The 22,958-nt window shown below is 70.7% G+C and carries 27 protein-coding genes; 11 read left to right on the top strand and 16 right to left on the bottom strand.

Annotation, left to right across the window (positions count from 1 at the left end; translation table 11 throughout):
* Nucleotides 1-1,515: class I adenylate-forming enzyme family protein (locus tag ACRWK7_RS07940; RefSeq protein ID WP_431855669.1), on the top strand; the 1,515-nt coding region annotated here is incomplete at its 5' end.
* Here ACRWK7_RS07940 and ACRWK7_RS07945 read toward each other — a convergent pair.
* Nucleotides 1,516-1,779, bottom strand: coding sequence for a hypothetical protein (locus ACRWK7_RS07945; RefSeq protein ID WP_431855670.1), 264 nt, complete (start codon nucleotides 1,777-1,779; stop codon nucleotides 1,516-1,518). It abuts the gene before it with no gap.
* 146 nt (nucleotides 1,780-1,925) lie between these two features.
* Nucleotides 1,926-2,333 carry a hypothetical protein gene (locus tag ACRWK7_RS07950; protein ID WP_431855671.1) on the bottom strand — a complete coding sequence of 136 codons (408 nt, stop codon included), beginning with the start codon at nucleotides 2,331-2,333 and terminating at the stop codon, nucleotides 1,926-1,928.
* A gap of 115 nt (nucleotides 2,334-2,448) precedes the next feature.
* Between ACRWK7_RS07950 and ACRWK7_RS07955 the strand changes: the two genes are divergently transcribed.
* Nucleotides 2,449-3,243 carry a helix-turn-helix domain-containing protein gene (locus ACRWK7_RS07955; RefSeq protein WP_431855672.1) on the top strand — a complete coding sequence of 265 codons (795 nt, stop codon included), beginning with the start codon at nucleotides 2,449-2,451 and terminating at the stop codon, nucleotides 3,241-3,243.
* Between the two features lie 53 nt (nucleotides 3,244-3,296).
* On the opposite strand, the gene ACRWK7_RS07960 is transcribed toward ACRWK7_RS07955, so the two are convergent.
* The 4 genes from ACRWK7_RS07960 to ACRWK7_RS07975 all read right to left on the bottom strand — a co-directional run bounded on the left by ACRWK7_RS07960 (nucleotide 3,297) and on the right by ACRWK7_RS07975 (nucleotide 6,832).
* Entirely contained in the window at nucleotides 3,297-3,479 is a 183-nt protein-coding gene (locus ACRWK7_RS07960) for a hypothetical protein (protein WP_431855673.1), read from the bottom strand.
* Nucleotides 3,480-3,605: 126 nt separating this feature from the next.
* Complete coding sequence (locus ACRWK7_RS07965) at nucleotides 3,606-5,597, bottom strand: methyl-accepting chemotaxis protein (protein WP_431855674.1); 1,992 nt, start codon at nucleotides 5,595-5,597, stop codon at nucleotides 3,606-3,608.
* A gap of 168 nt (nucleotides 5,598-5,765) precedes the next feature.
* Entirely contained in the window at nucleotides 5,766-6,260 is a 495-nt protein-coding gene (locus ACRWK7_RS07970) for a PRC-barrel domain-containing protein (RefSeq protein WP_431855675.1), read from the bottom strand.
* A 101-nt stretch (nucleotides 6,261-6,361) separates the two neighbouring features.
* Entirely contained in the window at nucleotides 6,362-6,832 is a 471-nt protein-coding gene (locus ACRWK7_RS07975) for a DUF411 domain-containing protein (RefSeq protein WP_431855676.1), read from the bottom strand.
* A gap of 177 nt (nucleotides 6,833-7,009) precedes the next feature.
* Here ACRWK7_RS07975 and ACRWK7_RS07980 point away from each other — a divergent pair, with 177 nt between their 5' ends.
* From ACRWK7_RS07980 to ACRWK7_RS07990, 3 genes are all read left to right on the top strand, one after another.
* Nucleotides 7,010-7,570 carry a hypothetical protein gene (locus ACRWK7_RS07980; protein ID WP_431855677.1) on the top strand — a complete coding sequence of 187 codons (561 nt, stop codon included), beginning with the start codon at nucleotides 7,010-7,012 and terminating at the stop codon, nucleotides 7,568-7,570.
* The gene (locus ACRWK7_RS07985) at nucleotides 7,567-8,082 is read left to right on the top strand and encodes a hypothetical protein (protein WP_431855678.1); all 516 of its coding nucleotides are present in this window, start codon (nucleotides 7,567-7,569) and stop codon (nucleotides 8,080-8,082) included. The genes ACRWK7_RS07980 and ACRWK7_RS07985 overlap by 4 nt, the downstream gene beginning before the upstream one ends.
* A 105-nt stretch (nucleotides 8,083-8,187) precedes the next feature.
* On the top strand, nucleotides 8,188-8,313 hold the full coding sequence (locus ACRWK7_RS07990; protein ID WP_431855679.1) for a hypothetical protein: 126 nt from the start codon (nucleotides 8,188-8,190) through the stop codon (nucleotides 8,311-8,313).
* 22 nt (nucleotides 8,314-8,335) lie between these two features.
* Here ACRWK7_RS07990 and pspC read toward each other — a convergent pair whose 3' ends face one another.
* The 4 genes from pspC to ACRWK7_RS08010 all read right to left on the bottom strand — a co-directional run bounded on the left by pspC (nucleotide 8,336) and on the right by ACRWK7_RS08010 (nucleotide 10,168).
* Nucleotides 8,336-8,758 carry an envelope stress response membrane protein PspC gene (gene pspC, locus ACRWK7_RS07995; protein WP_431855680.1) on the bottom strand — a complete coding sequence of 141 codons (423 nt, stop codon included), beginning with the start codon at nucleotides 8,756-8,758 and terminating at the stop codon, nucleotides 8,336-8,338.
* 14 nt (nucleotides 8,759-8,772) lie between these two features.
* Complete coding sequence (gene pspB, locus ACRWK7_RS08000; RefSeq protein ID WP_431855681.1) at nucleotides 8,773-9,000, bottom strand: envelope stress response membrane protein PspB; 228 nt, start codon at nucleotides 8,998-9,000, stop codon at nucleotides 8,773-8,775.
* A 334-nt stretch (nucleotides 9,001-9,334) separates the two neighbouring features.
* The gene (gene pspA / locus ACRWK7_RS08005; protein ID WP_431855682.1) at nucleotides 9,335-10,006 is read right to left on the bottom strand and encodes a phage shock protein PspA; all 672 of its coding nucleotides are present in this window, start codon (nucleotides 10,004-10,006) and stop codon (nucleotides 9,335-9,337) included.
* Between the two features lie 12 nt (nucleotides 10,007-10,018).
* Nucleotides 10,019-10,168, bottom strand: coding sequence for a hypothetical protein (locus ACRWK7_RS08010; protein WP_431855683.1), 150 nt, complete (start codon nucleotides 10,166-10,168; stop codon nucleotides 10,019-10,021).
* Nucleotides 10,169-10,313: 145 nt separating this feature from the next.
* Between ACRWK7_RS08010 and ACRWK7_RS08015 the strand changes: the two genes are divergently transcribed.
* Nucleotides 10,314-11,288: a sigma 54-interacting transcriptional regulator gene (locus ACRWK7_RS08015; RefSeq protein ID WP_431855797.1), complete on the top strand. Its 975-nt coding sequence runs from the start codon at nucleotides 10,314-10,316 to the stop codon at nucleotides 11,286-11,288.
* A 6-nt stretch (nucleotides 11,289-11,294) separates the two neighbouring features.
* Here the strand turns inward: ACRWK7_RS08015 and ACRWK7_RS08020 are convergent, their stop codons facing one another.
* The gene (locus ACRWK7_RS08020; RefSeq protein WP_431855684.1) at nucleotides 11,295-13,271 is read right to left on the bottom strand and encodes a methyl-accepting chemotaxis protein; all 1,977 of its coding nucleotides are present in this window, start codon (nucleotides 13,269-13,271) and stop codon (nucleotides 11,295-11,297) included.
* Between the two features lie 172 nt (nucleotides 13,272-13,443).
* Between ACRWK7_RS08020 and ACRWK7_RS08025 the strand changes: the two genes are divergently transcribed.
* Complete coding sequence (locus ACRWK7_RS08025) at nucleotides 13,444-13,854, top strand: HEPN domain-containing protein (protein WP_431855685.1); 411 nt, start codon at nucleotides 13,444-13,446, stop codon at nucleotides 13,852-13,854.
* A gap of 22 nt (nucleotides 13,855-13,876) precedes the next feature.
* Here ACRWK7_RS08025 and ACRWK7_RS08030 read toward each other — a convergent pair whose 3' ends face one another.
* Nucleotides 13,877-14,080, bottom strand: coding sequence for a hypothetical protein (locus ACRWK7_RS08030; protein ID WP_431855686.1), 204 nt, complete (start codon nucleotides 14,078-14,080; stop codon nucleotides 13,877-13,879).
* Between the two features lie 393 nt (nucleotides 14,081-14,473).
* On the opposite strand from ACRWK7_RS08030, the gene ACRWK7_RS08035 reads away from it, so the two are divergent.
* Nucleotides 14,474-15,694, top strand: a complete 1,221-nt coding sequence (locus ACRWK7_RS08035) for an NAD(P)/FAD-dependent oxidoreductase (protein WP_431855687.1) — start codon at nucleotides 14,474-14,476, stop codon at nucleotides 15,692-15,694.
* On the opposite strand, the gene ACRWK7_RS08040 is transcribed toward ACRWK7_RS08035, so the two are convergent.
* The 3 genes from ACRWK7_RS08040 to ACRWK7_RS08050 form a co-directional block, all read right to left on the bottom strand.
* Nucleotides 15,691-16,062 (bottom strand): cyclic nucleotide-binding domain-containing protein, encoded by a 372-nt coding sequence (locus ACRWK7_RS08040; protein WP_431855688.1) that lies wholly within the window; start codon nucleotides 16,060-16,062, stop codon nucleotides 15,691-15,693. The genes ACRWK7_RS08035 and ACRWK7_RS08040 overlap by 4 nt on opposite strands.
* Nucleotides 16,063-16,073: 11 nt before the next feature.
* The gene (locus tag ACRWK7_RS08045; RefSeq protein ID WP_431855689.1) at nucleotides 16,074-18,263 is read right to left on the bottom strand and encodes a transglycosylase domain-containing protein; all 2,190 of its coding nucleotides are present in this window, start codon (nucleotides 18,261-18,263) and stop codon (nucleotides 16,074-16,076) included.
* 131 nt (nucleotides 18,264-18,394) lie between these two features.
* Complete coding sequence (locus ACRWK7_RS08050) at nucleotides 18,395-19,240, bottom strand: GNAT family N-acetyltransferase (protein WP_431855690.1); 846 nt, start codon at nucleotides 19,238-19,240, stop codon at nucleotides 18,395-18,397.
* A 92-nt stretch (nucleotides 19,241-19,332) separates the two neighbouring features.
* Here ACRWK7_RS08050 and ACRWK7_RS08055 point away from each other — a divergent pair, with 92 nt between their 5' ends.
* The 3 genes from ACRWK7_RS08055 to ACRWK7_RS08065 all read left to right on the top strand — a co-directional run bounded on the left by ACRWK7_RS08055 (nucleotide 19,333) and on the right by ACRWK7_RS08065 (nucleotide 21,745).
* A complete protein-coding gene (locus ACRWK7_RS08055; protein ID WP_431855691.1) occupies nucleotides 19,333-19,884 on the top strand; it encodes a sigma-70 family RNA polymerase sigma factor in 552 nt (183 codons plus the stop codon).
* Between the two features lie 2 nt (nucleotides 19,885-19,886).
* Nucleotides 19,887-20,537, top strand: a complete 651-nt coding sequence (locus ACRWK7_RS08060; protein WP_431855798.1) for a ChrR family anti-sigma-E factor — start codon at nucleotides 19,887-19,889, stop codon at nucleotides 20,535-20,537.
* 62 nt (nucleotides 20,538-20,599) lie between these two features.
* Nucleotides 20,600-21,745, top strand: a complete 1,146-nt coding sequence (locus ACRWK7_RS08065; RefSeq protein ID WP_431855692.1) for a PQQ-dependent sugar dehydrogenase — start codon at nucleotides 20,600-20,602, stop codon at nucleotides 21,743-21,745.
* Here the strand turns inward: ACRWK7_RS08065 and ACRWK7_RS08070 are convergent.
* On the bottom strand, nucleotides 21,742-22,911 hold the full coding sequence (locus ACRWK7_RS08070; protein ID WP_431855693.1) for a hypothetical protein: 1,170 nt from the start codon (nucleotides 22,909-22,911) through the stop codon (nucleotides 21,742-21,744). The two genes, ACRWK7_RS08065 and ACRWK7_RS08070, sit on opposite strands and share 4 nt — an antisense overlap.
* Between the last annotated feature and the right edge of the window lie 47 nt (nucleotides 22,912-22,958).

Here is a 22,958-nt window from a genome sequence, read left to right on the forward strand (position 1 = left end):
TCCTTGCTGCCCATCGATTTCCTGTACCGCTCCGCCCGGTTCACACCCGACGCCGTCGCCGTCGACGCGCCCTCCGGCATCCTGACCTACGCCGAGTTGACGGCGCGTGTGGACGCGCTGGCTTCGGCGTTCCAGGCGCTCGACCCCGCACCGGACAGCCGCGTCGGAATATGCGCCCACAATACGGTGGCGCACCTGCTGGCGCTGCTCGCCACGCTGGCCGCCGGCAAGGTGTGGGTGCCGCTCAATCCCCGCGAATCGCGCTCCGAGCTGGATGCCAAGGTGGCCGCCACGGCGCCCGGCATCGTCGTGGTGGACGAGGACTGCCTGGACCTCGTGGGCATGCCGCCCGACGCCAAACGGGTGCTGGGACAAGGCTCGGCGGCGGCCGACTCCGTCACGGGACTGATCGAAGCCCATCGCGGGCGGAGACCGGAGCGGATCGAGCGGTCACTCGACTCGGCGCAGGCGATCAAGTTCACCGGCGGCTCCAGCGGCCGGCCGAAGGGCGTGCTGCAGCCTTGCCGCGCCTGGGTCGCCGGGGCGGTGTCGATGATGCACGGCTGGGGGCTCGGGCCGGACGACGGCTATCTGGTGGCCGCGCCGCTGACGCACGGCACCTCCTGCTACGTCACGCCGATCCTGGCTGCCGGCGGGCGGCTGGTGTTCCTGGAGGGCAGGACCACCCCGGCAGCGGTGCTGGAGGCGCTGGAGACCCGCCATGTGACCCTCAGCTTCGTGCCGCCGACGCTGATCTACACCATGCAGCAGGAACTCGCCGGCCGGCCTTTCCGGGCGCCGCGCCTGCGCCACCTGATCTACGGCGCGGCTCCCATGCCGCCGGAGAAGGTCCGGCAGGCGCTGGACATCTTCGGCCCGGTGATCGGCAGCAACTACGGCCAGACCGAGGCGCCGCAGGTCATCACCGTGATGACGGCGCGCGATTACGCCGGCGGGACGCGGCTGGCCTCGTGCGGCCGGCCGGGGCTGCTGGCACGGGTCGCGGTGATGGACCGCGACGGCCGCATCCTGCCGCCGGGCGAGGAGGGTGAGATCGTCGTGCGCGGCGACCTGCTGATGCTCGGCTACCTCGACATGCCCGAGGCGACTGCGGAGACGCTCCGCGACGGCTGGCTGCACACCGGCGACGTCGGCGTGTTCGACGAGGCCGGTTACCTGACCATCAAGGACCGGCTGCGCGACGTCATCATCACCGGGGGCTTCAACGTCTACCCGAACGACGTCGAGGCCGCGCTGGTCAGCCACCCGGCGGTGCACGAGGCAGTGGTGTTCGGCGTCCCCGACGACAAATGGGGCGAGGCGGTGCACGCCGCGGTGACGCTGCGCCCCGGCGTGCAGGCGGCGCCCGAGGCGATCATCAACCACGTCCGCGCGGCGCTGGGCGGCGTCAAGACGCCCAAGCGCGTGCACATCCTGGCGGCCATCCCGCGCAACCCCGTGGGCAAGGTGGTGCGGCGGGAGGTGAGGGAAGCCGTGCCGGGTGCCGGGCCGTGATCAGCCCGCGCTCCGGTGCAGCTTTACCACGTTGCCCGTGTCGTCCTCGTCCTCGCGCGTCGGGCTGGCGATGGGCAGGACCTTCTTGAGCTGGATGACGTAGCGCTCGGCGCCGTTCTCCATCACGGCGATGGCCGTCGGGCCGTTCGACCAATGGCTCGGGACCAGATGGAACTCCTTGATCGTGGCGGTGCCGGCGGTCAGCTCCGCCGAATCCAGAACCACATCGCCGACGCGGAAACCCAGGTAACCTTCGATCGTCATCAACACCAGACCTGTTCCGGGGCGGACATCCCGCCCCACCATGACAGACATATTGGACGTGTTCGTCCCCGCGTCGCGCGAATTTTTTGGGGCAGGCCGCGCAAAATCGGGCGGCGCCCCCGCGGGCCCCGCCCGGATGCCCCGGGTTACGCCGTCCGGCGCAGCCCGAACCACGTGAGTTCGGCGAAGCCCAGCACCGCCACCGCCTGCCCGATGACGACGACGGTGCCCGGCGTCGTCGGCTCCACCCAGCCGCTCAGCAGCAGCACGGCGCTGTCCACGACCCACAGGGCATCGACGGCGATCACCGCCCAGGCGCCGCGGCGCGGCACCGACGGGCGGGTGGCGAGATACACCAGCACGGCGGCGAACGGCAACAGGCTCATGCCAGCCAGCCGCAGCAGCGTCACCGGCAGGCCGAGCCATCCGGCCAGCATCCCGGCGTCCACCACCAGCACCGCACCCATCAGGGCGCTCACGACGGCGTCGGCCAGCAGCACGCGGCGCAGCAGGGTGTCGGGCGCGGTGGTGGTGGCGTTCAGAGTCAGGCTCATGATGCGTCTCCTTCCATCGGGGGATGATGCGGCGATCTTCCCTGGCGGCGGGGAGCGGAGTCGATTACCTCGCAGGTCATTGGTGCGCGAATGAAGCGGCGCTATCCTCGCGGCCATGAACACAGCCACCGTCCCAATCGGGGACCTGCTGCGCACATGGCGCCAACGGCGCGGGCTCAGCCAACTCGACCTCGCCTGCCACGCCGACGTGTCGACGCGGCACATCAGCTTCCTCGAGACCGGCCGCGCGCAGCCGAGCCGGCCGATGCTGATCCATCTCGCCGAACGCCTGGACATTCCGCTGCGCGACCGCAACACGCTGCTGGTCGCCGCCGGCTTCGCGCCGGTGTACCGCGAGCGCCGTCTCGACGACCCGGCGCTCGCCGCGGCGCGCAAGGCGGTGGACCTCGTGCTGACCGGGCACGAGCCCTACCCGGCGCTGGCGGTGGACCGGCACTGGACGCTGGTGGCCGCCAACCGCGCCGTCGCCCCGCTGCTGACGGGCGCGGCGGCCGAGCTGCTGGCGCCGCCGGTCAACGTCCTGCGCCTCAGCCTGCACCCGGCCGGGCTGGCGCCGCGCATCGACAACCTGCGCCAATGGCGGGAGCACGTGCTGGCGCGGCTGCAGCGTCAGGTCGAGGTCACCGCCGACCCGGTGCTGAGCGCGCTGCACGACGAGCTGGCCGCCTATCCGGCGCCCGGCGGCCCGGCCGCCGACCGGCGGGAGCCTTACGCCGACGTGGTGGTGCCGCTGCGCCTGCGCACGGAGCACGGCATGCTCGGCTTCTTCAGCGCGACGACGGTGTTCGGCACGGCGGTCGACATCACGTTGTCGGAACTGGCCATCGAGGCGTTCTTCCCCGCCGATGCCGCCACCGCCGAGGCGCTGCGCCGGGCGCTGGAGTCCTGAAACGAAAAAGGCGGGCCGCAGCCCGCCTCTTTTCGAGATCCCCGTGCGCGGCGTCAGGCCGCCTTGCGGAAGGCTCCGGCCGCCTCGCGGGCCAGCCACGCCTGCCAGCCGGCGCGGTCGAAGATGGTGCTGGTGTCGGACGGCTCGGCCACGCCGCGCTCGAACACCGCGTGTTCCAGCGTCACCAGCTTGCCGTTGCGCAGTTCCTGGGAAACATGGATGTGCCGGACCGTCATCGCCGTGCTCTCACTGTCAGTGGCCGGGAGCTACCGCGAAGGTCGTAGCGGCACATCCCTTTGGGTGAGAGTGGTCATACCACTTTCATCGGTGCAGTGCAACATACGCGGGGATGCCGTGCGGCGTCAGGCCGCACGTGTGCCCCCCAGGACACGCTCCAGCCGGTCGAAACGGGCGTTGAAGTCGGCCTCGTCCAGCGCCTCGGTGCGGAAGCTGATGTGCAGGGAGTCGCCGTCCACCGCCATGACGCTGAATGGAACCGCCAGGCCCAGCCCGTCGTAGTGCAGGGTGCCGCGCCCGCCCGGCGTGAGGCCGGGAACGCCGCGCACGTTGGCGCCGCAGCGCGACAGGTCGGACAGGGTGGCGTCCGCCCGGCCAGACACCGTCTCCACCGTGCAGCGCGCCTCCACCTTGTGGCGCGGGTAGCGGCGGCGGTCGACCTCCGAGGTGGCGGTGCGCACGACGCGGACCAGCACGCGCTTCAGCTCATCGATGCCGGCAACCACGGTGGCGGCCATGGTGCGCATCTCGCCGGCGCGGTCGCCGGTCACCGCCGCCTCGCGCGACACCTCGCTGATGCGCTGCGCCACCTCGGTGGCGGCGGTGGCGGTCTGGTTGACGTTGCGGCTGATCTCGTGGGTGGCGGCGGCCTGCTCCTCCACCGCGGCGGCGATCATCGACGAGATGCTGTCGATCTCGGCGATGGTGCGGCCGATCTCCTGCACGGCCTCGACGGTGGCGTGCGTGCTGGTCTGGATGCTGGTGATCTGCTGCGCGATCTCCTCGGTGGCGCCGGCGGTCTGGTTGGCGAGGTTCTTCACCTCGGTTGCCACCACCGCGAAGCCCTTGCCGGCCTCGCCCGCGCGGGCGGCTTCGATCGTCGCGTTCAGCGCCAGCAGGTTGGTCTGCGCGGCGATGGACTGGATCAGGGTCGCCACCTCGCCGATGCGGTCGACGGCGGTGGACAGCGAGCGGATGGTCTCCTGCGTGCCGGCGCTGGTGGTGACGGCGCGTCGGGTGATGCTGCTGGCCTGGCTGACCTGTCCGCCGATCTCGCGGATCGAGGCGGAGAGCTGTTCGGAGGCCGAGGCGACGGTCTGCGCGTTGCTCAGCGCCTGCGCCGCGGCGGCGGCGACGTCCTGCGCGTTGCTGCCGACAAGGGCCGCGGACTCCGCCATCCGGCCGGAATTGACGTCCATCGCCTGGGTGTGCTGGGCGACGCGCTCGACGGCGTCGCGGCTCTCGCGCTCGACGGTTTCGGCCATCATCTCCAGCGCGCGGTGCTTCTGCTCCTCGGCCTCCCCGCGCTGACGCTCCTGCTCGGCGCGCAGGCGCTCGGCTTCGACCATGCCGTCGCGGAACACGACCACGGCGCGCGCCATGTTGCCGATCTCGTCGCCGCGGCCGGTGCCGTCGATGGGGGCGTTCAGGTCGCCGCACGACAGCGCGTCCATCGCCCGCTTCAGCGTGCCCAGCGGCCGCAGCAGCCGGCGCAGCAGCAGATAGCCGGGCACCGCCAGCAGCACCGCGAAGCCGGCCACGCCCAACGCCGCCAGCCGCATGTTGCCGTTGAAGCTCTGGAAGACGAGGCTCTTCTTGATGCCGACGTAGAGGATGCCGACGACCTGCCCGTTGCGGTCCTTCAGCGGGTCGTAGGCGGCGAAATAGTCCTCGCCGAGGATCTGCACGACACCGCGGTACGGCACGCCCTGGCGGAGCACAGCGTCGTAGGCCGGGCCGGCGGCCAGCTTGGTGCCGATGGCGCGGCTGCCGTCGTCCTTCAGCACGTTGGTGGCGACGCGGGTGTCGCCCTGGAACAGGGTGGCGGTGCCGCCGGTGATCTGCTTGATGCTGTCGACGATCTCGTAGTTCTCGTTCAGCGCGCTGTCGCCGCGCTTCAGCCGGCCGTCGGCGACGGCAAAGTCGCCGCCCAGGCGGTTCAGCGCGCTCCAGGCGATCTGCATGGACAGCGTCTGCATGTCCACCGCCTGCCGTTCCAGGTCGCGCGCCAGCACCTGGCCGATGACGATCAGCACCGCGGCGCTGAGCAGCAGCATGCCGACGAGGTTGAGGATCGTGACCTTGGTCGAGATGGAGATCCGGGAGATCAGCTGCATGATGGCACCACACCGTTCCGCATATGCCCTAGCGACAGGGGAACCCGGACCCTAGCAGAACCATCGGTACGCGCATAGCTGGGCTACCGGTAAAATTCGCGGCAAATAGTTGCAAGGCGGGTGCGGAATGCGAGGGCCGGTGCAGCTCCGGCCCTCACACGGCGTGCGTTACTGCTTGACGGTGCCGCTGCCCTGGTTGCGGCTGCGGTTGTAGGACACCGCGTTGTCGCTGTACTTGAACTCGGGCATCGCCTTGGCCTGGGCCTCGGTCACCTGCTTGGCGACGAGGCGATCGCCTTCCATGCCGATCAGCGTGTAGTCGATGGCGAAGCTCTTGCCGCCGATGCCGAGCAGGCCGCCGCGCTCGATCACCGCCAACTGCGCCTTGCCGGTCTGCGGGTCGAGGATGATGTCCTCGATCGAGCCGATCTTGTTGCCCTCGGCGCCGTAGACGTCCTTGCCCATCAGGTGGTCGAGCGAGGCGGCGGTGCCCATGCCCGCCTTGTCGCCGACGGCGTTCGGCGCCATGGACGGGTTCTGCTTCTGCTGGGTGACGTTCTGCTGGGTGGCGCTGTTCGGCTGCTGGGCCGGGTTCGACTGCGCCATGGCGCCGGTCGTGAACATCAGGGCGGTGGCCGCGCCGAGGAGGAGCGTGCGCTTCATCGTCTGTCTCCCTTGAGGTGCGTGGAAGCCGGTGCGGGCGGAGCCCCCCGGCACCGCCCGTCGTCTTCCCGCCAACCGTACGGAGACGGTAAAGGTTCCGCTCAGCGCGTCTCGTAGACCCGCGTGCCGACGCTGCCGCCGAACAGCACCACCTGGTACGGGTCCTTGGTGCCGGTCTCCATGCCCGCCGAGCCCTGCGGCATGCCCGGCACCGCCAGGCCCTTGGCAGACGGACGCTCGCGCAGCAGGCGGGCGACGCTGTCGGCCGGGACGTGGCCCTCCAGCACGTAGCCGTCGACTTCCGCCGTGTGGCAGGACTGAAGACGCTCCGGCACGCCCAGGCGGGCCTTCACAGGATCCACATCGTCCACCACGTGCACGGTGACCGGGAAGCCGGCGTTGCGCATGTGGTCCACCCAGCCACCGCAGCAGCCGCAGCTCGCCGCCTTCCACACCGTCACCGCCGGCGCGGCGTCGGCCGGGGAGGTCATCCCGCGCAGCAGCGCCAGCGCACCGCCGGCCGCCGCAGTGCCCAGCAGGGCAGTCATCAGCGTCCGTCGCGACATCGTCATGGTCGTACACCCCTCAAATGCTGGTGCGACGGTAATGACGCGGCGCGGTGGCCGCCTTGATCAAGCTCAAGCACACCCCCTCCGAACGGGAGGTATGTTGCAGCGCGCAACCTGTCCTATTGATATAGGTCGATTGTCGCGGTACCTCTGGACGGTTCCCTGCGGGATTCCCTCTGCATGTGGCAGACCTACGGCCAAGCCCTGTTCTACGCGCTGGCGTTCTCCGGCGTCGCCTTCGGCATCGCCAAGCTGGTGGTGATCGTCGGCGAGCGGATGATCGAGCAGAAGCACGGCTCTCTGGGCATCCGTGACATGCTGGTGCGCCGCGCCCGGCTGGAGCAGGGGCTGGAGGCGCGCCGTGAGGAACGTCGCAAGGAGATCAAGGCGGTCCACGACGCGACCAGCGAGGTGGTGCACCGTCGAGGCCAGCTGGACCGGCGGGTGTCCGACCTGCTGCGCGGTGGAGAGCGGGTGGTCCACCTGATCGGCGAGGAGGTCAAGGGGCTGCACTGCTTCCACGCCCAGGTGCTGAACAAGTACGTCGGCTCCACCGCCCAGACCCAGCACGCGTTCATCGACGCCCGCTGGGCGCAGCCGCAGGATATGGAGGTCTGGGCGCCGGCGCTGGCCGATGCGCGCAAAATGATCGAGGCGCACTACCCGCCGGCCTTCGGCTACAGGGTCGTCTCGCTGTTCGAGGTGGGCGGCCCCGCGGCCGGGGAGGGCAAGGCGGCATGATGGCGTTTGTGTTCGCCGGCATGGTCGGCGCCACCGCGATGGCCTTCGCCATGAGCCAGGCCGTCAAGCGGCTGCGCGAGACCGCGGCGATGATCGACAAGGCGCAGGCGCGTCGGCAGCAGCAGGTCGAGCGCATCAAGCGCGCCGCCCGCCAGACCCTTGGTCTCCGGCGCGAACTGGTCGCCGCCAAGCGCCGCAAGACCGCCATGGAGATCGCCTGCGAAGAGCTGGAGGAACGGCTGCGCGCGCTGGGCGCGGTGGACCGGCGCATCTTCGTGCTCGACGACCGGCACACGCAGAACGATCTGGGCTGGCTGGTGAGGATCTCCAACGCGTCCTACGCCGAGAAGGTCAACGCCAATCTGGAGCGCCCGGCGCTCGACAGCTGGAAGCGGGGCCGGCGCTTCCTGGTGTGGGGCCTGGATGAGAACAAGGTGCGCGAGAAGGTGGCCGCCCGCTTCCCGCACCCGAAGGGCTTCACCATCCAGTCCATCGAGCCGCGGGCGGAGTAGGGTGGCAAAAAAAACCGTCACGCTTCCGCCGTGTCCACTTTTTTGTCCACCTCTTGTCAACGATTTGGCCCGACCATCGTTATGAAGGGTCAAGGAGGTGTTCGCATGGATCTGCTTGTGCTCGGTGCGACGATGGGGCTGGCGCTCGCCGGCATGGCGGTGGTCGCCGGTTCGCGGAACCTGAAACCGGTGCGTATCCGCACCCGGGACCGGCGGCGCGTCCGCCGCTAGGGTCCGGCCGCTTCCGCTTCCCTTACCGCTTTTCGAGGTCGCGGAAGGCGCGGTTCAGCTCGTATTCCTTGGAGGCGACGTAGGCTTCCAAGCCGACGATCCGCTTCTCGACGTCGCGGAAGCGCTGCGCCAGCCCGGCGAGCGAGCGGTCGGGCTTGATGGTGACGGTGCGCCAGAATTCTTCGTCCTCCTGCGAGCGGTACAGCCGCTCCGGGCGCGACGGCAGCGCCAGCGCCGCGATGACGTAGGCGATCAGCACCGGCACGCTGAAGACGAACACCCCGACCACCATGGCCAGCCGGATCAGGAACGGCTGAATCCCGAAATAGTCGGCGATGCCGGCGCACACGCCGGCGACGTAGCCGTTCCGCGGGTTGCGGTACAGCCGGTGCGGGTTCGGTGAATCGAACGGCGACGGCCCCGGATTTCGGTTGTCTTGGGTCATGACGGCCCCTCCCTTCAGACCTTGGCGCGCCAGCCCGGCGCTTCGGCGTCGAGCACGCGCTCCAGCGTGTGGATGCGGGTTTCCAAGCGGTTGGCGGTGTCCCACAGCTCGGCCAGCAGCCGTTCGTCCTGGGCGGACAGGCCGCGCTGGGTGCGCCACTTGGTGACGTAGTGGAAGACGATCCACACCGGCAGCACGATGGTGACGAGGAGGATCGACAGCACGAAGCCGAAGAAGCCCATGGCGGATTGAGCCTTTAATTGGGTCGGTCAGGAGCGGTTCGCCGAGGAATCCCTACTTCTCTTTTCCGTCATCCCCGCGAAGGCGGGGATCCATGCGTTCCATAGCCGATCGCGTTGGGAGTTATGGATCCCCGCCTGCGCGGGGATGACGGTTGAGGGAGGGGCGGGCTCTTCGGCAGTTCGCTCCACGCAGATGTGAGGACGGTCGCGTCCGGGAAAAGAGCCCCCTCCCCGCCCTGTCGCGCAAACGGTGTTTGCACGGTCGGGCACCGGCGGATCGAGGATCTGCCGGCGGGACGGCGGGGGTTTGTACCGGGGAGGGGGCGAGGGATTCTTACGACCCCTTGCGGGCTGCGACGCGGGCCTTCAGCGCGGCGAGTTCCTCGTCGAGCTTGTGGGTGGCCTCCAGCTCGGCGATCTCCTCGGCGACCGACTTGCGGTGGCCCAGATCGTGCACCTCGACGCGGCCTTCCAGCTCGTCCAGGTTCCGCTCCACCTGCTCGAAGCGCGACAGCGCCTCGTTGATGCGGTCGTCGTTCAGGCGCTCGCGCACCTTGACGCGGTTGGCGGCGGTCTTGGTGCGCGCCACCAGCGCCTTCTCGCGGTTCTTGGCGTCGGCCAGCTTGGCCTGCAGGCGGCCGATGTCGTCGTTGGCCTTGGCCAGTGCCGCCTCGACCTGGATCAGCTGCTCGGTCAGCGTATCCACCTCCTCGGCGGCGCGGGTGCGCAGGCGCAGCGCCTCCTTGGCGAGGTCCTCGCGGTCGCGGGTCAGCGCGATCTCGGCCTTGCGCTCCCACTCGTCGCGCTCGCGGGAGAGGTCGCCGACGCGGCGTTCGATCTCCTTCTTCTCCGCGATGATCTTGACGGTGGAGGAGCGCACCTCGACCAGCGTGTCCTCCATCTCCTGGATGATCAGGCGGATCAGCTTCTCCGGCTCCTCGGCGCGGTCGAGCAGCGCGTTGATGTTGGACTGAACGATGTCCGTCAGGCGCGAAAAGATGCTCATGGGGATTGGTCCTTACCCGAGGATGGCGCCGGCGACGATGCCGGCAAAGAAGAACAGCCAGGACTCGGTCGGCCGGCTGCGCAGGTACGCGCGCACCCGCGCCGTTGTGTCGGACCAGTCCGGGCGGCGGTAGGGGCGGTAACGGTCGGTGGTGTCGCTCATAGCGGTCTCCTTGACTGCACCCTCCCTTGCAACCGCCGTGCCAGACGCCGGAATCCAAGGATTCCTTGATCCGCGGCAGCAGTATGCTTAGCTGTATCGGCGAGATAGTCGTCAAATCCACCAAATCTTCGCTGATTACGCCATGATGCCCACCAGCCCGCCGCCGCTGATCGGTCAATCGCCGGCCTTCCAGGCTGCGCTGGCGCATGTCTCGCGGGTGGCGCCGCTGGAGCGGCCGGTGCTGGTGATCGGCGAGCGCGGCACCGGCAAGGAGCTGATCGCCGCCCGCCTGCACTACCTGTCGCGGCGCTGGGATCGGCCCCTGATCAAGGTGAACTGCGCCGCGCTGCCGGAGACGCTGCTGGATTCCGAGCTTTTCGGCCACGAGGCGGGCTCCTTCACCGGCGCCACCCGCCGCCACACCGGCCGGGTCGAGCAGGCGGACGGCGGCACCCTGTTCCTCGACGAGCTGGCGACCTCCAGCGCCGCCGTTCAGGAAAAGCTGCTGCGCGCCGTCGAGTATGGCGAGATCGAGCGGGTCGGTGGCCGCACGCAGACGGTGGACGTGCGCGTGGTGGGCGCCACCAACGCCGACCTGCCGGCATTGGCCGAGGCCGGCCGCTTCCGCGCCGACCTGCTGGACCGCCTCGCCTTCGACGTGGTGCACCTGCCGCCGCTGCGGTCCCGTCCGGAGGACATCCCGGTGCTGGCCGAGCACTTCGCGCTGGGCATGGTGCGCGAGTTGGACCGCCCTCTGTTCCCCGGCTTCACGCCGCGGGCGCTGGACGACCTGCGCGGGCACGGCTGGCCCGGCAACGTGCGCGAGTTGCGCAACGCGGTGGAGCGTTCAGTGGCGGCGGCCGATCCCGAGGCGCCGGTGGACGCCATCGTGCTGAACCCCTTCCGCCCGGCGTGGCGCCCGCCACCACCGGTCCCCGCCGCCGACCCGCCGGACGATCCCGGCGGTCCGTTCCTGGAGCGCGTGCGGGCGTTCGAGACCGCGATGCTCAAGGCGGCGCTGGAGCGCAACCGCTTCAACCAGCGCCGCACCGCCGCCGACCTCGGCTTGAGCTACCACCAGCTGCGCGGCTACCTGCGCAAACACGGGCTGGTGGGATAGGGCGCGCTACGCCGCGCGCCCGGACAGGCGCGTCAGCATGGTGCCCAGCGCCCGCATGGCGCGGTCGTCCGGGTCGCGGAAGCGGACGTGCAGGCGGCCGGCGGAGGTCGAACAGACCTCGAAGCGCACCTCCAGCCCGAACTCAGGCACCTGCAGGATGCCGGTCTGGCCGACGTCGGTGTCGGCGAACCCGGCCAGGGTGGCCCCGCCCTCCGAGATGTCGCTGAGCTTGCCGCGCTGCTCGCCGGTCGCCGTGCGGATGGCGCAGGCGGCGTCGCAGCGGTAGCGCGCCGACATGCGGCGGTCGGTCTCCTTGGTCGAGGTGCGCACCACGCGCACCAGCACTTGGCGCAGCGTCTGGATGCCATCGGCCACCTCGTCGGAGGTGGAATGCACGCCGACCGCCTGCCCGCGCGTCTCGTCGGCGTCGCGCGACACCGAGGAGATCAGGGTCGCCACCTCCTGCGCGGCGGCGCTGGTCTCGGCGACGTTGCGGCTGATCTCCTGGGTGGCGGCGGCCTGCTCCTCCATGGCGGCGGCGATGGAGGCGGAGATGTGGTCGATGTCGCCGATGGTGCGGCCGATGCCGGACACCGCGGCCACCGCGTCGCGGGTGGCGGCCTGGATCTCCTGGATCTGCCGGGTGATCTCCTCGGTCGAGCGCGCCGTCTGGTTGGCGAGGTTCTTCACCTCGCCGGCCACCACGGCGAAGCCCTTGCCGGCCTCGCCCGCCCGCGCCGCCTCGATGGTGGCGTTCAGCGCCAGCAGGTTGGTCTGCGCCGCGATGTCCTGGATCAGCCCGGCGACCTCGCCGATGCGGCCGACCGCATCGGACAGCGAGACGATGGCCTGCTCCGACTGCCGGCTGTCGTCCACCGCCGACTTGGTGACCGCGCCGGCGTGCGCCACCTGGCTGGTGATCTCGCGGATAGAGGCGGCCAGCTCCTCGGTCGCGGCGGCGACCGCCTGGGCGTTGGCCAGCGCCTCCTCGGCCGCGGCGGCCACGCCCTGCGAGTGCTGGCTGACCCGGTCGGCGGAGTTGGCCATGGTGTCGGCGCCCTGCGCCATGGCGCGGGTGCGCATCGCCACCTGCTCCACCGCGGCGCCGGCCTCCGTCTCGACGGTGTTGGCCATCTCCAGCAGCGCCTTGCGGCGGTCTTCGGCGGCTTGGCGCTCGCGCTCGGCGCGTTCCTGGATCGAGTAGGCGATGGTCGCCTTCATGGTGCGCAGCAGCGCGCTCAGGCGGCGGAACTCCGGCGTGGCGGCGGTCTCCACCTCGTGCATCAGCTCGCCGCGGGCGACGTGGTCGAGATGGTCCTCGAAGCGGCGCAGTGGCGTGCGCACGGTGGCTACCAGCGCCGCCGCCAGGACGCCGGCCAGCGCCAGCGCGCCGAGCGCGGCGCCGACCGACGCCATGCCGTCCAGCGCCGAGGCGCCGGCCCAGGCCAGCAGCGCGCCCATCAGCGCGAAGGCCCCGGCCGTCCGCCCGGCGACACTGGCGCACAGATCGTCCAGGCGCGCCCGGATGCCCTTCGACGCGACCACGCCCTCGCGCACCGTTAGGTGGCCGGCGCGCCCGGTGCGGAACAGCTCGTAGATGCGCTCCGCCTCGCTGATCTGGGCGCGCGACGGCTTGGAGCGGATGGAGATGTAGCCGGTGACTTGGCCGTTCTCGAGGATCGGCGTGACGTTGGCGCGCACCCAATAGTGGTCGCCGCCCTTGGTGCGGTTCTTGACCAGCCCTTCCCAGGGGCGTCCCGCCTTGATGGTGGCCCACAGGTCGGCGAAGGCGCCGGCGGGCATGTGCGGATGGCGCAGGATGTTGTGCGGTGCGCCGATCAGCTCCGCTTCCGTGAAGCCGCTGATGTCGACGAACGTCTTGTTGACGAAGGTGATCTTGCCCTTGGGGTCGGTGCGCGACACGATCAGGTCGCCGTCACCCAGTTCCACTTCCCGGTTGGTGATGGGGCCGTTGTCGCGCACGCTGCAGTCCTCCGCCGATGAACCCTGGCGGATGGTGATACCATCTATTCGTTAACGGATATAGCCGAGCATTTGAGACAATTTGGCGCAGATTTCTGCGTGCGCCCCGGACCTTGACAACAACCCTGTGTCTGCGATGCCCTTTTCCCATCGGCAGCGGGGAGCGAGCGCCATGCCCGAGACGATGGCCGCCTGGGTGCGGCAATCCGCGCACGATCTGGAGCACGCCCGCGCAGCGCTGACGGCGGGGCATCACGATTGGGCCTGCCTCGCGGCGGGCGAGGCGGCGGGCAAGGCTATCAAGGCGGTGCTGGTGGCGCATGACGGCCGGGTCCTGGGGCAGCAGAACCTGCTCCTGCTGCTCGGCCGGGTGCGGGATGAGGTGGGAATGGCGGTGTCCGAGGACCTGACCGAGGACGGACACACCCTGATGTCCGCGCTCGCCGTGCTGAGCGGGCAATGCAGCTACGAAGGCGTGGCGCCGTTCGAACTGGTCACGCGCACCCAGGCCGAGGGTGCGATCGCGGCGGCGGAGCGCATCCGTGCGCGCATGGTGACGGCACTCGCCGTGCCGGCGCCGTAGTCCGTTGCTGTGCGTGCGCTGCTCACGCGTTCCTCAAGCCCGTCTCCAGGGCGTCGACCCGATCCTCGAGATGCTTCACGCGGTCGGCGAGGCCGCCGGCCGCCACCTGCTCGCCAGCGAGCCAGGAGAGCAAGCGCGCGGCGGTGATCCGCCCTTCGCGCAGGGCGCGCGCGGTTTCACGCAGAGCCTTTCGTGTCTCGGGGCAGGGCGGGACCCTGAGACTCATCGTTGGCGTAACACTCATGTAGCACACACCCTGTCTTCATTTTGCGGGCCATAGCAAATTCAAACGTAGGCGCTGTTTTGTAACGGGGGCAATCCGGATACCTGAATACTCGTTGCGTGATACAGTCCGTGTTGCGTTAACGGCGCTTTGCAATGCTAGCTAACGATATCGAAAAATGGAAACGAAAGCAAACCGAAACCTTTTGGTTGCGCTGCGATCGGGTCGAGTAGGAAGGTGATGGCGGGATTCTCTTGCCCCGGCCAACGCTGGCCTTTCCGGCGCGTCGGCATCGACGCGTCTTGCCTTCCGCCCGCGAACACCACAGGGTAGCGGTCCTGAAGTGCGGCGGAGTGCGGGTGTTGATGACGGACGTGGTGCCCGGAAAGGCTTTCGATGACCATTCTTGAGACCGACGTCGCGGTGGTCGGCGCCGGCCCGGCCGGGCTGATGGCGGCCGAGGTGATCGCCGGCAGCGGCCGTTCCGTTGCCGTGTTCGAGCGTATGCCCTCGCCGGCGCGCAAGCTGCTGCTGGCCGGGCGCGGCGGGCTGAACCTGACGCATTCGGAGCCGCTGGACTCCTTCGTCGGCCGCTACGGCGAGCGCGCGGGGTTCTTCGCGGAGTGCCTCGCCGGCTTCACGCCGGATGACCTGCGCGCCTGGGCGGCGGGTCTGGGGATCGAGACCTTCGTCGGCTCCAGCGGTCGGGTGTTCCCCACGGGGATGAAGGCATCCACGCTGGTGCGGGCGTGGTTGCGCCGGCTGGGCGGGCTGGGCGTGACGCTGCATGCCCGCCACCGCTGGCTGGGATGGGACGAGGACGGCGCGTTGCGCGTCTCCGGCCCCGACGGCGCGCCGGTCGCCGTGAACGCCAAGGCGGTGGTGCTGGCGCTGGGCGGGGCGAGCTGGCCGCGCACCGGCTCCGACGGCGCCTGGACCGGGATCCTGCAGGCCCGCGGCATCGACGTGGCGCCGCTGCGCCCGTCCAACATGGGCATCGAGGTGCCGTGGTCGGAGCACCTGCGCACCCGTTTCGCCGGCGAGCCGGTGAAGAGCGTCGCGCTGTCCTTCGGCGAGCGCCGGGTGAAGGGAGAGTTCGTCGTCACCGAGACCGGCATCGAGGGCGGCGCCGTCTACGCGCTCAGCGCGCCGATCCGCGACGCCATCGAGCGCGACGGCTGGGCCACCCTGACCATCGACTTGATGCCGGAGCGCCGCGAGGAGGACCTGCGCAAGCGCCTGCGCGGTCGCGGGGCGGAATCGCTGTCCACCTTCCTGAAGAAGGCGCTGAACCTGACTGGCGTGCGCGCCGCCCTGCTGCGCGAGTTCGCGCCGGTGGCCGACCTGTCCGACCCCGCGGCGCTCGCCGGGCACATCAAGGCGCTCTCGGTGCCGCTGACCGCCGTGCGCCCCATCGAGCGCGCCATCTCCTCGGCCGGCGGCGTGCGCTTCGACGCGGTGGACGACCGGCTGATGCTGACCCGCCTGCCGGGCGTCTTCGTCGCTGGCGAGATGCTGGACTGGGAGGCGCCGACCGGCGGCTACCTGCTGCAGGGCTGCTTCGCGACGGGGGTGAAGGCAGGGAAGGGCGTGGTGGACTGGCTGGGCGCAGCCTAATCCATCACCTCCGCCATCGACCGCGTGTTCTTCACCAGGATTCGCAGCAGCGCCCGGATGAACGGGTCGGCCTTCTCCAGCTTCTCGCGGAAGGCGGCGGGCGGGATGACGAGGCACACCGTGGTCTCGGCGGCGATGGCGTCGGCCATGCGCGGGCTGTTGTCGATCAGCGCCATCTCGCCGAAGATGCCGCCCGGCTTGACGGCGCCGAGCAGCCGGCGGCTCGCCCCCTGGCCGCGGAAGATCTCGACCTTGCCGGTCTGCACCACGTAGGCGCAGCCGGGTGGGTCGCCTTCGCGGAAGATGAAGGCGCCCTCCTCGAAGCGGCGGGGCGGGAACGCCTTGGGTTCGAAGGCCGGCGGCGACACGCGCGCGTCCGTCACCGGGTGTGGCTGGGCAGGTCGGCGCGGACCACTGGCCCGCTGGGCGCCGAGACGCCACCGAGGAGCCGGTCGATCAGCCCGCCGATGCCACCGCCCCCACCGCCGGACGGCGTCGGCTTGCCGTGCGCCGGCTCGCCCGCCGTCAGCGGGGCGGTGGCGACGTAGGCCGGGCCGGCAACGCCGTCCATGCCGGGCAGCGGCCGCGGCGGCAGGCCGGCGTGCGCGTCGGCCATGAAGGCGTGCCACAGCTTCGCCGGCAGGCTGCCGCCGGTGACGCGCTTCATCTCCGCGTTGTTGTCGTTGCCCAGCCAGACGCCGGCCACGAGGTCGGCGGTGAAGCCCATGAACCAGGCGTCGTGGTAGTCCTGCGTCGTGCCGGTCTTGCCGGCCACCGGGCGGTCCAGCCTGGCCGACTTGCCGGTGCCGTACTCCACCACGCCGGTCATCATGCGCACCAACTGCCCCACCTGGGCCGGGTCGGCCACCGGGTCGGCGCCGCCGCCCTGGCGGCGGTACAGCACGTTGCCCTGGCGGTCGGCGATCTCGGTGATGGCGTAGGGCATCACCGGCACGCCGCGGTTGGCGAGGCCGGCGTAGGCGCGCGTCAGCTCCAGCAGCGTCACCTCGCTGGTGCCCAGCGCCAGCGACAAGTCGCGGCCCAGCGGCGAGCCGACGCCGAACGAGGCCGCCAGCTGCCGCACCCGGTCCACGCCGACCCGCTCGATCAGGCGCACGGTGCCGACGTTGGAGGAATGCGCCAGCGCCGTGGCCAGCGTGACGCTGCCGCGGAACTTGCCCTCGTAGTTGCTCGGCGCCCAGGTGCCGATGCGCAGCGGCGTGTCCTCGATGGTGCTGTCCGGGTTCCAGCCCTGCTGCAGCGCGGCGAGGTAGACGAACGGCTTGAAGGACGAGCCCGGCTGCCGGCGCGCCTGGGTGGCGCGGTTGAATTCGCTGGCGTCGTAGTCGCGGCCGCCGACCAGGGCGCGCACCGCGCCGTCCGGCGCCATGGCGACCACCGCGGCCTGCCCGACGTTCTGCTGCGCGCCGGGGCCGGTCAGGATCTCCTGCACCCGGTTCTCGGCGGCGCGCTGCACCTTGAGGTCCAGCGTCGTCCTCACCACCACGTCGCCGTGCTCGGCGCCGATGAAGCCGTTGACCAGTTCGGTCACCCAGTCGGCGAAGTAGCGGCCATCGCCGCCCGGCTTGTGCTTCGGCGCCGGCGGGGTGTTGCGCGCGGCCTCCAGCTCCTGCGCGGTGATGAAGCCGCCGTCCACCATGGCGGCCATCACCACCTTGGCGCGCTCCGCCGACTCGTCGGGGTTGGAACTGGGGGCGTAGCGCGACGGCGCCTTCAGCAGGCCGGCGATGACCGCCGCCTCGCGCACATCCGCCTGAGTCGCCGGCTTGCCGAAATAGGTGCGTGCCGCGGCGTCGACGCCGTAGGTGCCGGCGCCCAGGTAGACGCGGTTCAGGTAGGCGGTGAGGATCTGGTCCTTGCTGAAGCGGTGCTCCAGCCACAGCGCCAGCATCGCCTCCTGCATCTTGCGCTTGAGCGACTTCTCCGGCGTCAGGAACAGGTTCTTGGCGAGCTGCTGGGTGATGGTCGAGCCGCCCTGCACCGCCCGCCCGGACCGCCAGTTGACGTAGACTGCGCGCGCCAGGCCGATCGGATCGATGCCGAAATGGTAATAGAAGCGCCGGTCCTCGATCGCCAGCACGGCGTTGACGAGGTGCGGCGGCAGTTCCTTGACGGTCAGCACCGTGCCGTGCAGGTCGCCGAAGCGGGCGAACTCGGTGCCGTCGCTGGCCAGCACGATGACCGCCGGCCGCCGCTCGGCCTGCGCCACGGCGCCGATGTCCGGCAGATCGTAGGCGAAGTAGGCGAGCACCGCGCCCGCCGCCATGCCGCCCCAGATCCCCGCAACCACCGTCCAGGTGCCCAGCGTGCGCAGCCAGGAGCGCCCGCGCTTTGCCGGCTTCGGCTTCTGCACCTTGGGGCGCGGCGGCGGGGGGGGCTGGTGGCCTCCGGAGGGACGCTCCGGCTTCGGCCGCTTGGCGCGGCGGGCGAGCGTCAGCTTAGGGAGTTTCGGCAGCTTCGGCTTGGGCAGGCGGAGTGGCTTGTCCTCCTCATGCGAGTGGACGGGCCTCAGTCCTGCAAACAGTTCGTCCGACCGGTTCGATGTCACGGCGCCGCCGCTGCCTTTCCGTCAACCCACCCCGGCGTGATATACGCCGCACCCGCCCTGCGCGAAAGAGGTGGGGTACCCCGTCCGAGTTTTGTCCTCGGAACGTGGCGAAAGGGTGACGCTGGGCTCGATCATCCCAGTTCGAATGTCGTGATGCCGAAGACTTGGCCGTCCGCCACCGGGCGCACCGGAGCGGTGTACATGCGCGCCGTCTCGAACACGGGCGTGAGGCCGCGCGACCGCGCCAGATCCACCGCTTCCGCGTTCGGCTCCGGCACGTCGAGGAAGACCGGGCCGGTGCCGGCCGCCGCGGTCAGCGCGTCGAACAGCGTCCCGGCCGCCGTGCGGTCGTCGGCGAACAGCGGGCCGACTTTGCGCCCCTCGCGGCAGGGGCGGACGACGCCGTAGCCGGCCAGCCGGCCATCGCGCCGCAGGGCCAGCGCATGATGCCCCGGCGCGGTGGTCCAGGCGCGCAGGAACGCCGGCCGCTCCGCCGGAAAGCACCGGGAATCGTAGGCCGCGATGTCGGCGAAGGGCACCTCCGCCACCGGCACCACCGCCGGGTCGCGCCGTCCCGGCGCCACGGTACCGCCGTAGCGGACGTTGCGATGCGCCAGGGCGAAGCCGGACTTGCGGTAGTTGTCCTGCTGCGCCACCACGCCGTCGAGCCCGACCGGTCGCCCGCCGGCGTGCGCCAGCCCGGCGCGCCACGTCGCCATGCCCCAGCCGCGCCCGCGCCGGTGCGGCCGCACGATGTAGAGGCCGAGGAAGGCGAGGGCCTCGCCGTAGGTCACCACCGACACGGCGGAGACCGGCTCACCGTCCGCGATTCCGACGAAGAACCCCGACGGGTCCTGGGCGCGGAAGCACGCGGCGTCGGCGGCGCCGGGGTTCCAGCCCTCGGCGGCGGCCCAATCGATGATCAGCGCCACCTCGTCGGCCGTCGCCACCCGCACCGTCAGGTCCCCGCCCGCCATGCCGTCCTCCCTCCGGATGTCTGCCACGCCAGGATATCTTACGTTAACCGCGGCGTGCTAGGCTGCGCCGGTCAAGCCTCCCCTGGAGTCGCATGTCCGGCGTCCCGTCCTTCGACGACCTGATCCTCGCGGTGGCGCGCCATCGCGACCGGACGGCGTTCGATGCGCTGTACCGGCACTTCGCGCCGAAGATCGAGGCGTACGTGCTGAAGCTGGGATCCGACCGTTCGACGGCGGAGGAACTGGTGCAGGACGCCATGCTGACGCTGTGGCTGCGCGCCGAGACCTTCGACCCTTCGCAGGCCTCGGCGGCGACCTGGATGTTCACCATCGTGCGCAACCGGCGCATCGATCGGCTGCGCCGTGAGGCGCGCCCGGCGCCCGACCCGCACGATCCCGCCATGGCCGCTCTGCCGCCGCTATCGCCGGAGGAGGCGACGCAGGCCGCTCTGGATGGCCGTTTCGTGCGCGAAGCAATCAAAAAACTGTCGCCCGAACAAACCGAAGCGCTGCGGTTGTCGTATTATGAAGACAAATCGCACAGCGAGATCGCCGAAGAGAGACGGATCCCGCTCGGCACGGTGAAAACCCGCCTGCGCGCGGCGCTCGCGCAGCTCCGGCGGTCGGTGAAGGAGACGGCGTGAGCATGGGTCTGCCCGGCCACCACCCGCAGGACGATCTCCTGTTCGGCTACGCCGCTGGCGGGCTGCGGGAAGCCAGGTCCCTGCTGGTCGCCACGCACCTCGCCTATTGCCCTTCCTGCCGGGAGCGCGTCGCCGCGTTCGAGGCGCAGTGCGGCGCTTGGTTCGACGAGACTCCCGCGGTGTCCGCCGACGGCCATTTGGACGCCATTCTGGAACGCCTGCACGGCCGGCTCGGCGCCGAGCCTCCGGCGTTCGTTCCTCCGCCGCGTCCGCGGCCGGCCACGGTCGGCGCGGTGCCGGAACCGCTGCGCTCCTGGCTCGACGGTCCGGTGCGGGACCGCGCCTGGACCGCCCTGGTGCCGGGCGTCTGGGTGTCGTCCTGGAATCGGGGCACCAGCGACAGTTCGGTCCGCCTGTTGCGCATGGAGCCGGGTGTAAGGGTACCGGCGCACCGTCACGCCGCGACCGAGATGCTGCTGGTCCTGCAGGGCGCCTTCCGCGACGAGTACGGCCGGTTCCGCGTGGGCGACGTCATCGAATACGAGCCGGGCTCCGATCACCACGCCACCGGAGACCCGTCGGGCGAGTGCATCTGCCTGCTCCTGATGGAGGGGGAGATCGTCTTTCTGGATGAGGCGGCTCCGACGGCGTAGCCTGTCTTGAGCGGCGCGCGGCCAAGCCCACCTGTGGGGGACACTCGACCCAGGGAGGCTCCATGCGCACCGCCGTGCTGGCCGCCCTCGCCGCAACCCTGATGGGCTGCGCCGGGGCCGGCGCCACCGACCGGACCATCCGAACCGAAAAAGCGACGCTGCGCGTCACCACCGTCGCCGGCGGGCTGGAGCACCCCTGGGGCATGGCCTTCCTGCCCGGTGGCGGCATGCTGGTGACGGAGCGGCCGGGCCGGCTGCGGCTGGTGTCGGCGGCCGGCGCGGTGTCGGAGCCGATCGCCGGCGTGCCCAAGGTGGACGCGCGCGGCCAGGGCGGGCTGCTCGACGTCGCGCTCGACCCGGACTTCGGCCGCAACAGGCTGGTCTATCTCAGCTTTTCGGAACCGGGGGAGGGAGGCAACTCGACCGCCGTGGCGCGCGGCACGCTCAGCGACGACGCGCGCTCGCTGCGCGACGTGAAGGTGATCTTCTCGCAGAAGCCCAAGGTGCAGAGCCGCTTGCACTTCGGCTCCCGGCTGGTGTTCGACCGCGCCGGCAACCTGTTCGTCACGCTGGGCGAGCGCTCCGAACCGCAGTTCCGTACCCGCGCCCAGGATCTGGATTCGCACTTCGGCAAGGTGGTGCGCATCCGCCCCGACGGTTCGGTGCCCAAGGACAACCCCTTCGTCGGCAAGGCCGGCGCGCTGCCGGAGATATGGTCCTACGGCCACCGCAACATGCAGGGGGCGGCGTTGAACCCGGCGACCGGCGCCCTGTGGACCAGCGAGCACGGCCCGCGCGGCGGCGACGAGATCAACGTGCCGCAGCCGGGGAAGAACTACGGCTGGCCGGTGGTGAGCTACGGAGTCAACTACGACGGCACGCCGGTCGGTACCGGGCAGCAGAAGGCGCCGGGGATGGAGGACCCGATCTACCAGTGGACGCCGGTGATCGCGGCGTCGGGCATGGCGTTCTACACCGCCGACGCGGTGCCCGGCTGGAAGGGCAATCTGTTCAACGGCGGGCTGGTGTGCCGCTGCGTGGTGCGGCTGGAGCTGGACGGCACGCGTGTGACGCACGAGGAACGGCTGCTCGGCGAGCTGGGCCAGCGCATCCGCGACGTGCGGCAGGGGCCGGACGGCGCGCTCTACCTACTGACCGACGAGAGCCGCGGGGAACTGCTGCGCGTGGCACCGGCGGGGCGCGGTTAGCGTCGGCGCGGCTTGATGACCGGCTCGCCCTCTTCGCCGGGATCCTTGTCAAGGTCGAGCATGCCGCGCAGTTGCGCCAGCGTCTCCTCCAGCGACTTCTCCTGCGCCGTCTTCACCGGCGGCGGGGGAGGCGGCTCCTCCGCCGGCTCGTCCTCGACGGTGGCGCGGGTGCGCGACTTCTTCTTCGGCTCCGGTTCCGGCTCCTCGGCGGCCTTCTCGACCAGCGCGCGCAACGCCGCGAGGCTCTCGTTGAGCGAACCGTGCTCCGGCGGCGGGCGGCGGTAGGCGGCGAGGTCCAGAGGCTCCTCGTCTTCCGGCCCGTCCTCGTCCAATTCCTCGTCCGGTTCGCCGTCCAACTCGTCCATTGGTTCCGGCGTGGCGCGGGCGTCGGGATCGCGGATGGCGAAGGACAGGATCTCCTCGTCCGGGATGTCGTCGAGGTCTTCCGACGGCTCGTCCAGCGCATCCAGCGCCTTGTCCAGCGCTTCCGCCGTCTCGTCGTACAGCGGATGCTCGTCCGTGGGCTCGTCCGCCTCCTGCTCGTCCGCGACCTCCGTCTCCGAGGTGAGGGCGCGCAGCGCGGCCAGCGTCTCGTCGAAGGGTGAATCGGCCGGAGCCGGGGGCGGCGGCTCCTCTTCCTCTTCCTCTTCGCCCTTCTCCCCGTCCTGTGAGCGCGCGGCCACCAGCTTGGCGAACAGTTCGTCGAACTCGTCGGCTTCCGGTTCCTCGTGCGTTTCGATGATGGACGGCGCCTGCGGAGGGGGCGGCGCCTCGTCCTCTTCGGGCTCCTCGACCATGGTGTCGAACAGGCCGTCGCCCATCAGGTTCTGGACGTCGTCCTTGGGTTCCGGGGGATTGGGGGCCGCATCCCTGGCCTCCGGCTGGCTGCGCACGCTGTCCAGCAGCCCTTGCAGCGCACCCAGCGCGCCGCCGAAATCCTCCGGCATCGCGGGGGCGGCCGTGAAGGCGGCCGACGCGTTCGGCGCCGGGCCGCTCTCGACGTCCTTGGAGTTGCAGCGCGAGCAACGGTAATGCGGGGCGATCGACAGCACCGGGTAGTTGGGCCCGAACCGCCGCTCCAGATCCGGGCGCGCGAGCACCCCTTCGTGCCCGCAGCCGCGGCAGCGCATCTGGATGTCGACCTGTATGTCGCGTAGGAACAGCATGCGTGACATCGGGGCAGTATACGCACGCGCGCCGGCTTGCCCAGCCG

Source organism: Azospirillum sp., from assembly GCF_050789165.1.

What these genes read in the sequence shown, in the direction of transcription:
- ACRWK7_RS07965 (WP_431855674.1), bottom strand. Translation starts at nt 5,597, where the DNA reads ATGCAGCTGATCTCCCGGATCTCCATCTCGACCAAGGTCACGATCCTC.
- ACRWK7_RS08010 (WP_431855683.1), bottom strand. Translation starts at nt 10,168, where the DNA reads ATGAGCGACACCACCGACCGTTACCGCCCCTACCGCCGCCCGGACTGG.
- ACRWK7_RS07955 (WP_431855672.1), top strand. Translation starts at nt 2,449, where the DNA reads ATGAACACAGCCACCGTCCCAATCGGGGACCTGCTGCGCACATGGCGC.
- ACRWK7_RS07990 (WP_431855679.1), top strand. Translation starts at nt 8,188, where the DNA reads ATGGATCTGCTTGTGCTCGGTGCGACGATGGGGCTGGCGCTCGCCGGC.
- ACRWK7_RS07985 (WP_431855678.1), top strand. Translation starts at nt 7,567, where the DNA reads ATGATGGCGTTTGTGTTCGCCGGCATGGTCGGCGCCACCGCGATGGCC.
- pspC (WP_431855680.1), bottom strand. Translation starts at nt 8,758, where the DNA reads ATGACCCAAGACAACCGAAATCCGGGGCCGTCGCCGTTCGATTCACCG.
- ACRWK7_RS08070 (WP_431855693.1), bottom strand. Translation starts at nt 22,911, where the DNA reads ATGCTGTTCCTACGCGACATACAGGTCGACATCCAGATGCGCTGCCGC.
- ACRWK7_RS08030 (WP_431855686.1), bottom strand. Translation starts at nt 14,080, where the DNA reads ATGAGTCTCAGGGTCCCGCCCTGCCCCGAGACACGAAAGGCTCTGCGT.
- ACRWK7_RS08060 (WP_431855798.1), top strand. Translation starts at nt 19,887, where the DNA reads ATGGGTCTGCCCGGCCACCACCCGCAGGACGATCTCCTGTTCGGCTAC.
- ACRWK7_RS08015 (WP_431855797.1), top strand. Translation starts at nt 10,314, where the DNA reads ATGCCCACCAGCCCGCCGCCGCTGATCGGTCAATCGCCGGCCTTCCAG.
- pspB (WP_431855681.1), bottom strand. Translation starts at nt 9,000, where the DNA reads ATGGGCTTCTTCGGCTTCGTGCTGTCGATCCTCCTCGTCACCATCGTG.
- ACRWK7_RS07975 (WP_431855676.1), bottom strand. Translation starts at nt 6,832, where the DNA reads ATGACGATGTCGCGACGGACGCTGATGACTGCCCTGCTGGGCACTGCG.
- ACRWK7_RS07945 (WP_431855670.1), bottom strand. Translation starts at nt 1,779, where the DNA reads ATGACGATCGAAGGTTACCTGGGTTTCCGCGTCGGCGATGTGGTTCTG.
- ACRWK7_RS07980 (WP_431855677.1), top strand. Translation starts at nt 7,010, where the DNA reads ATGTGGCAGACCTACGGCCAAGCCCTGTTCTACGCGCTGGCGTTCTCC.
- ACRWK7_RS08055 (WP_431855691.1), top strand. Translation starts at nt 19,333, where the DNA reads ATGTCCGGCGTCCCGTCCTTCGACGACCTGATCCTCGCGGTGGCGCGC.
- pspA (WP_431855682.1), bottom strand. Translation starts at nt 10,006, where the DNA reads ATGAGCATCTTTTCGCGCCTGACGGACATCGTTCAGTCCAACATCAAC.
- ACRWK7_RS08050 (WP_431855690.1), bottom strand. Translation starts at nt 19,240, where the DNA reads ATGGCGGGCGGGGACCTGACGGTGCGGGTGGCGACGGCCGACGAGGTG.
- ACRWK7_RS07970 (WP_431855675.1), bottom strand. Translation starts at nt 6,260, where the DNA reads ATGAAGCGCACGCTCCTCCTCGGCGCGGCCACCGCCCTGATGTTCACG.
- ACRWK7_RS08025 (WP_431855685.1), top strand. Translation starts at nt 13,444, where the DNA reads ATGCCCGAGACGATGGCCGCCTGGGTGCGGCAATCCGCGCACGATCTG.
- ACRWK7_RS07960 (WP_431855673.1), bottom strand. Translation starts at nt 3,479, where the DNA reads ATGACGGTCCGGCACATCCATGTTTCCCAGGAACTGCGCAACGGCAAG.
- ACRWK7_RS08065 (WP_431855692.1), top strand. Translation starts at nt 20,600, where the DNA reads ATGCGCACCGCCGTGCTGGCCGCCCTCGCCGCAACCCTGATGGGCTGC.
- ACRWK7_RS07950 (WP_431855671.1), bottom strand. Translation starts at nt 2,333, where the DNA reads ATGAGCCTGACTCTGAACGCCACCACCACCGCGCCCGACACCCTGCTG.
- ACRWK7_RS08035 (WP_431855687.1), top strand. Translation starts at nt 14,474, where the DNA reads ATGACCATTCTTGAGACCGACGTCGCGGTGGTCGGCGCCGGCCCGGCC.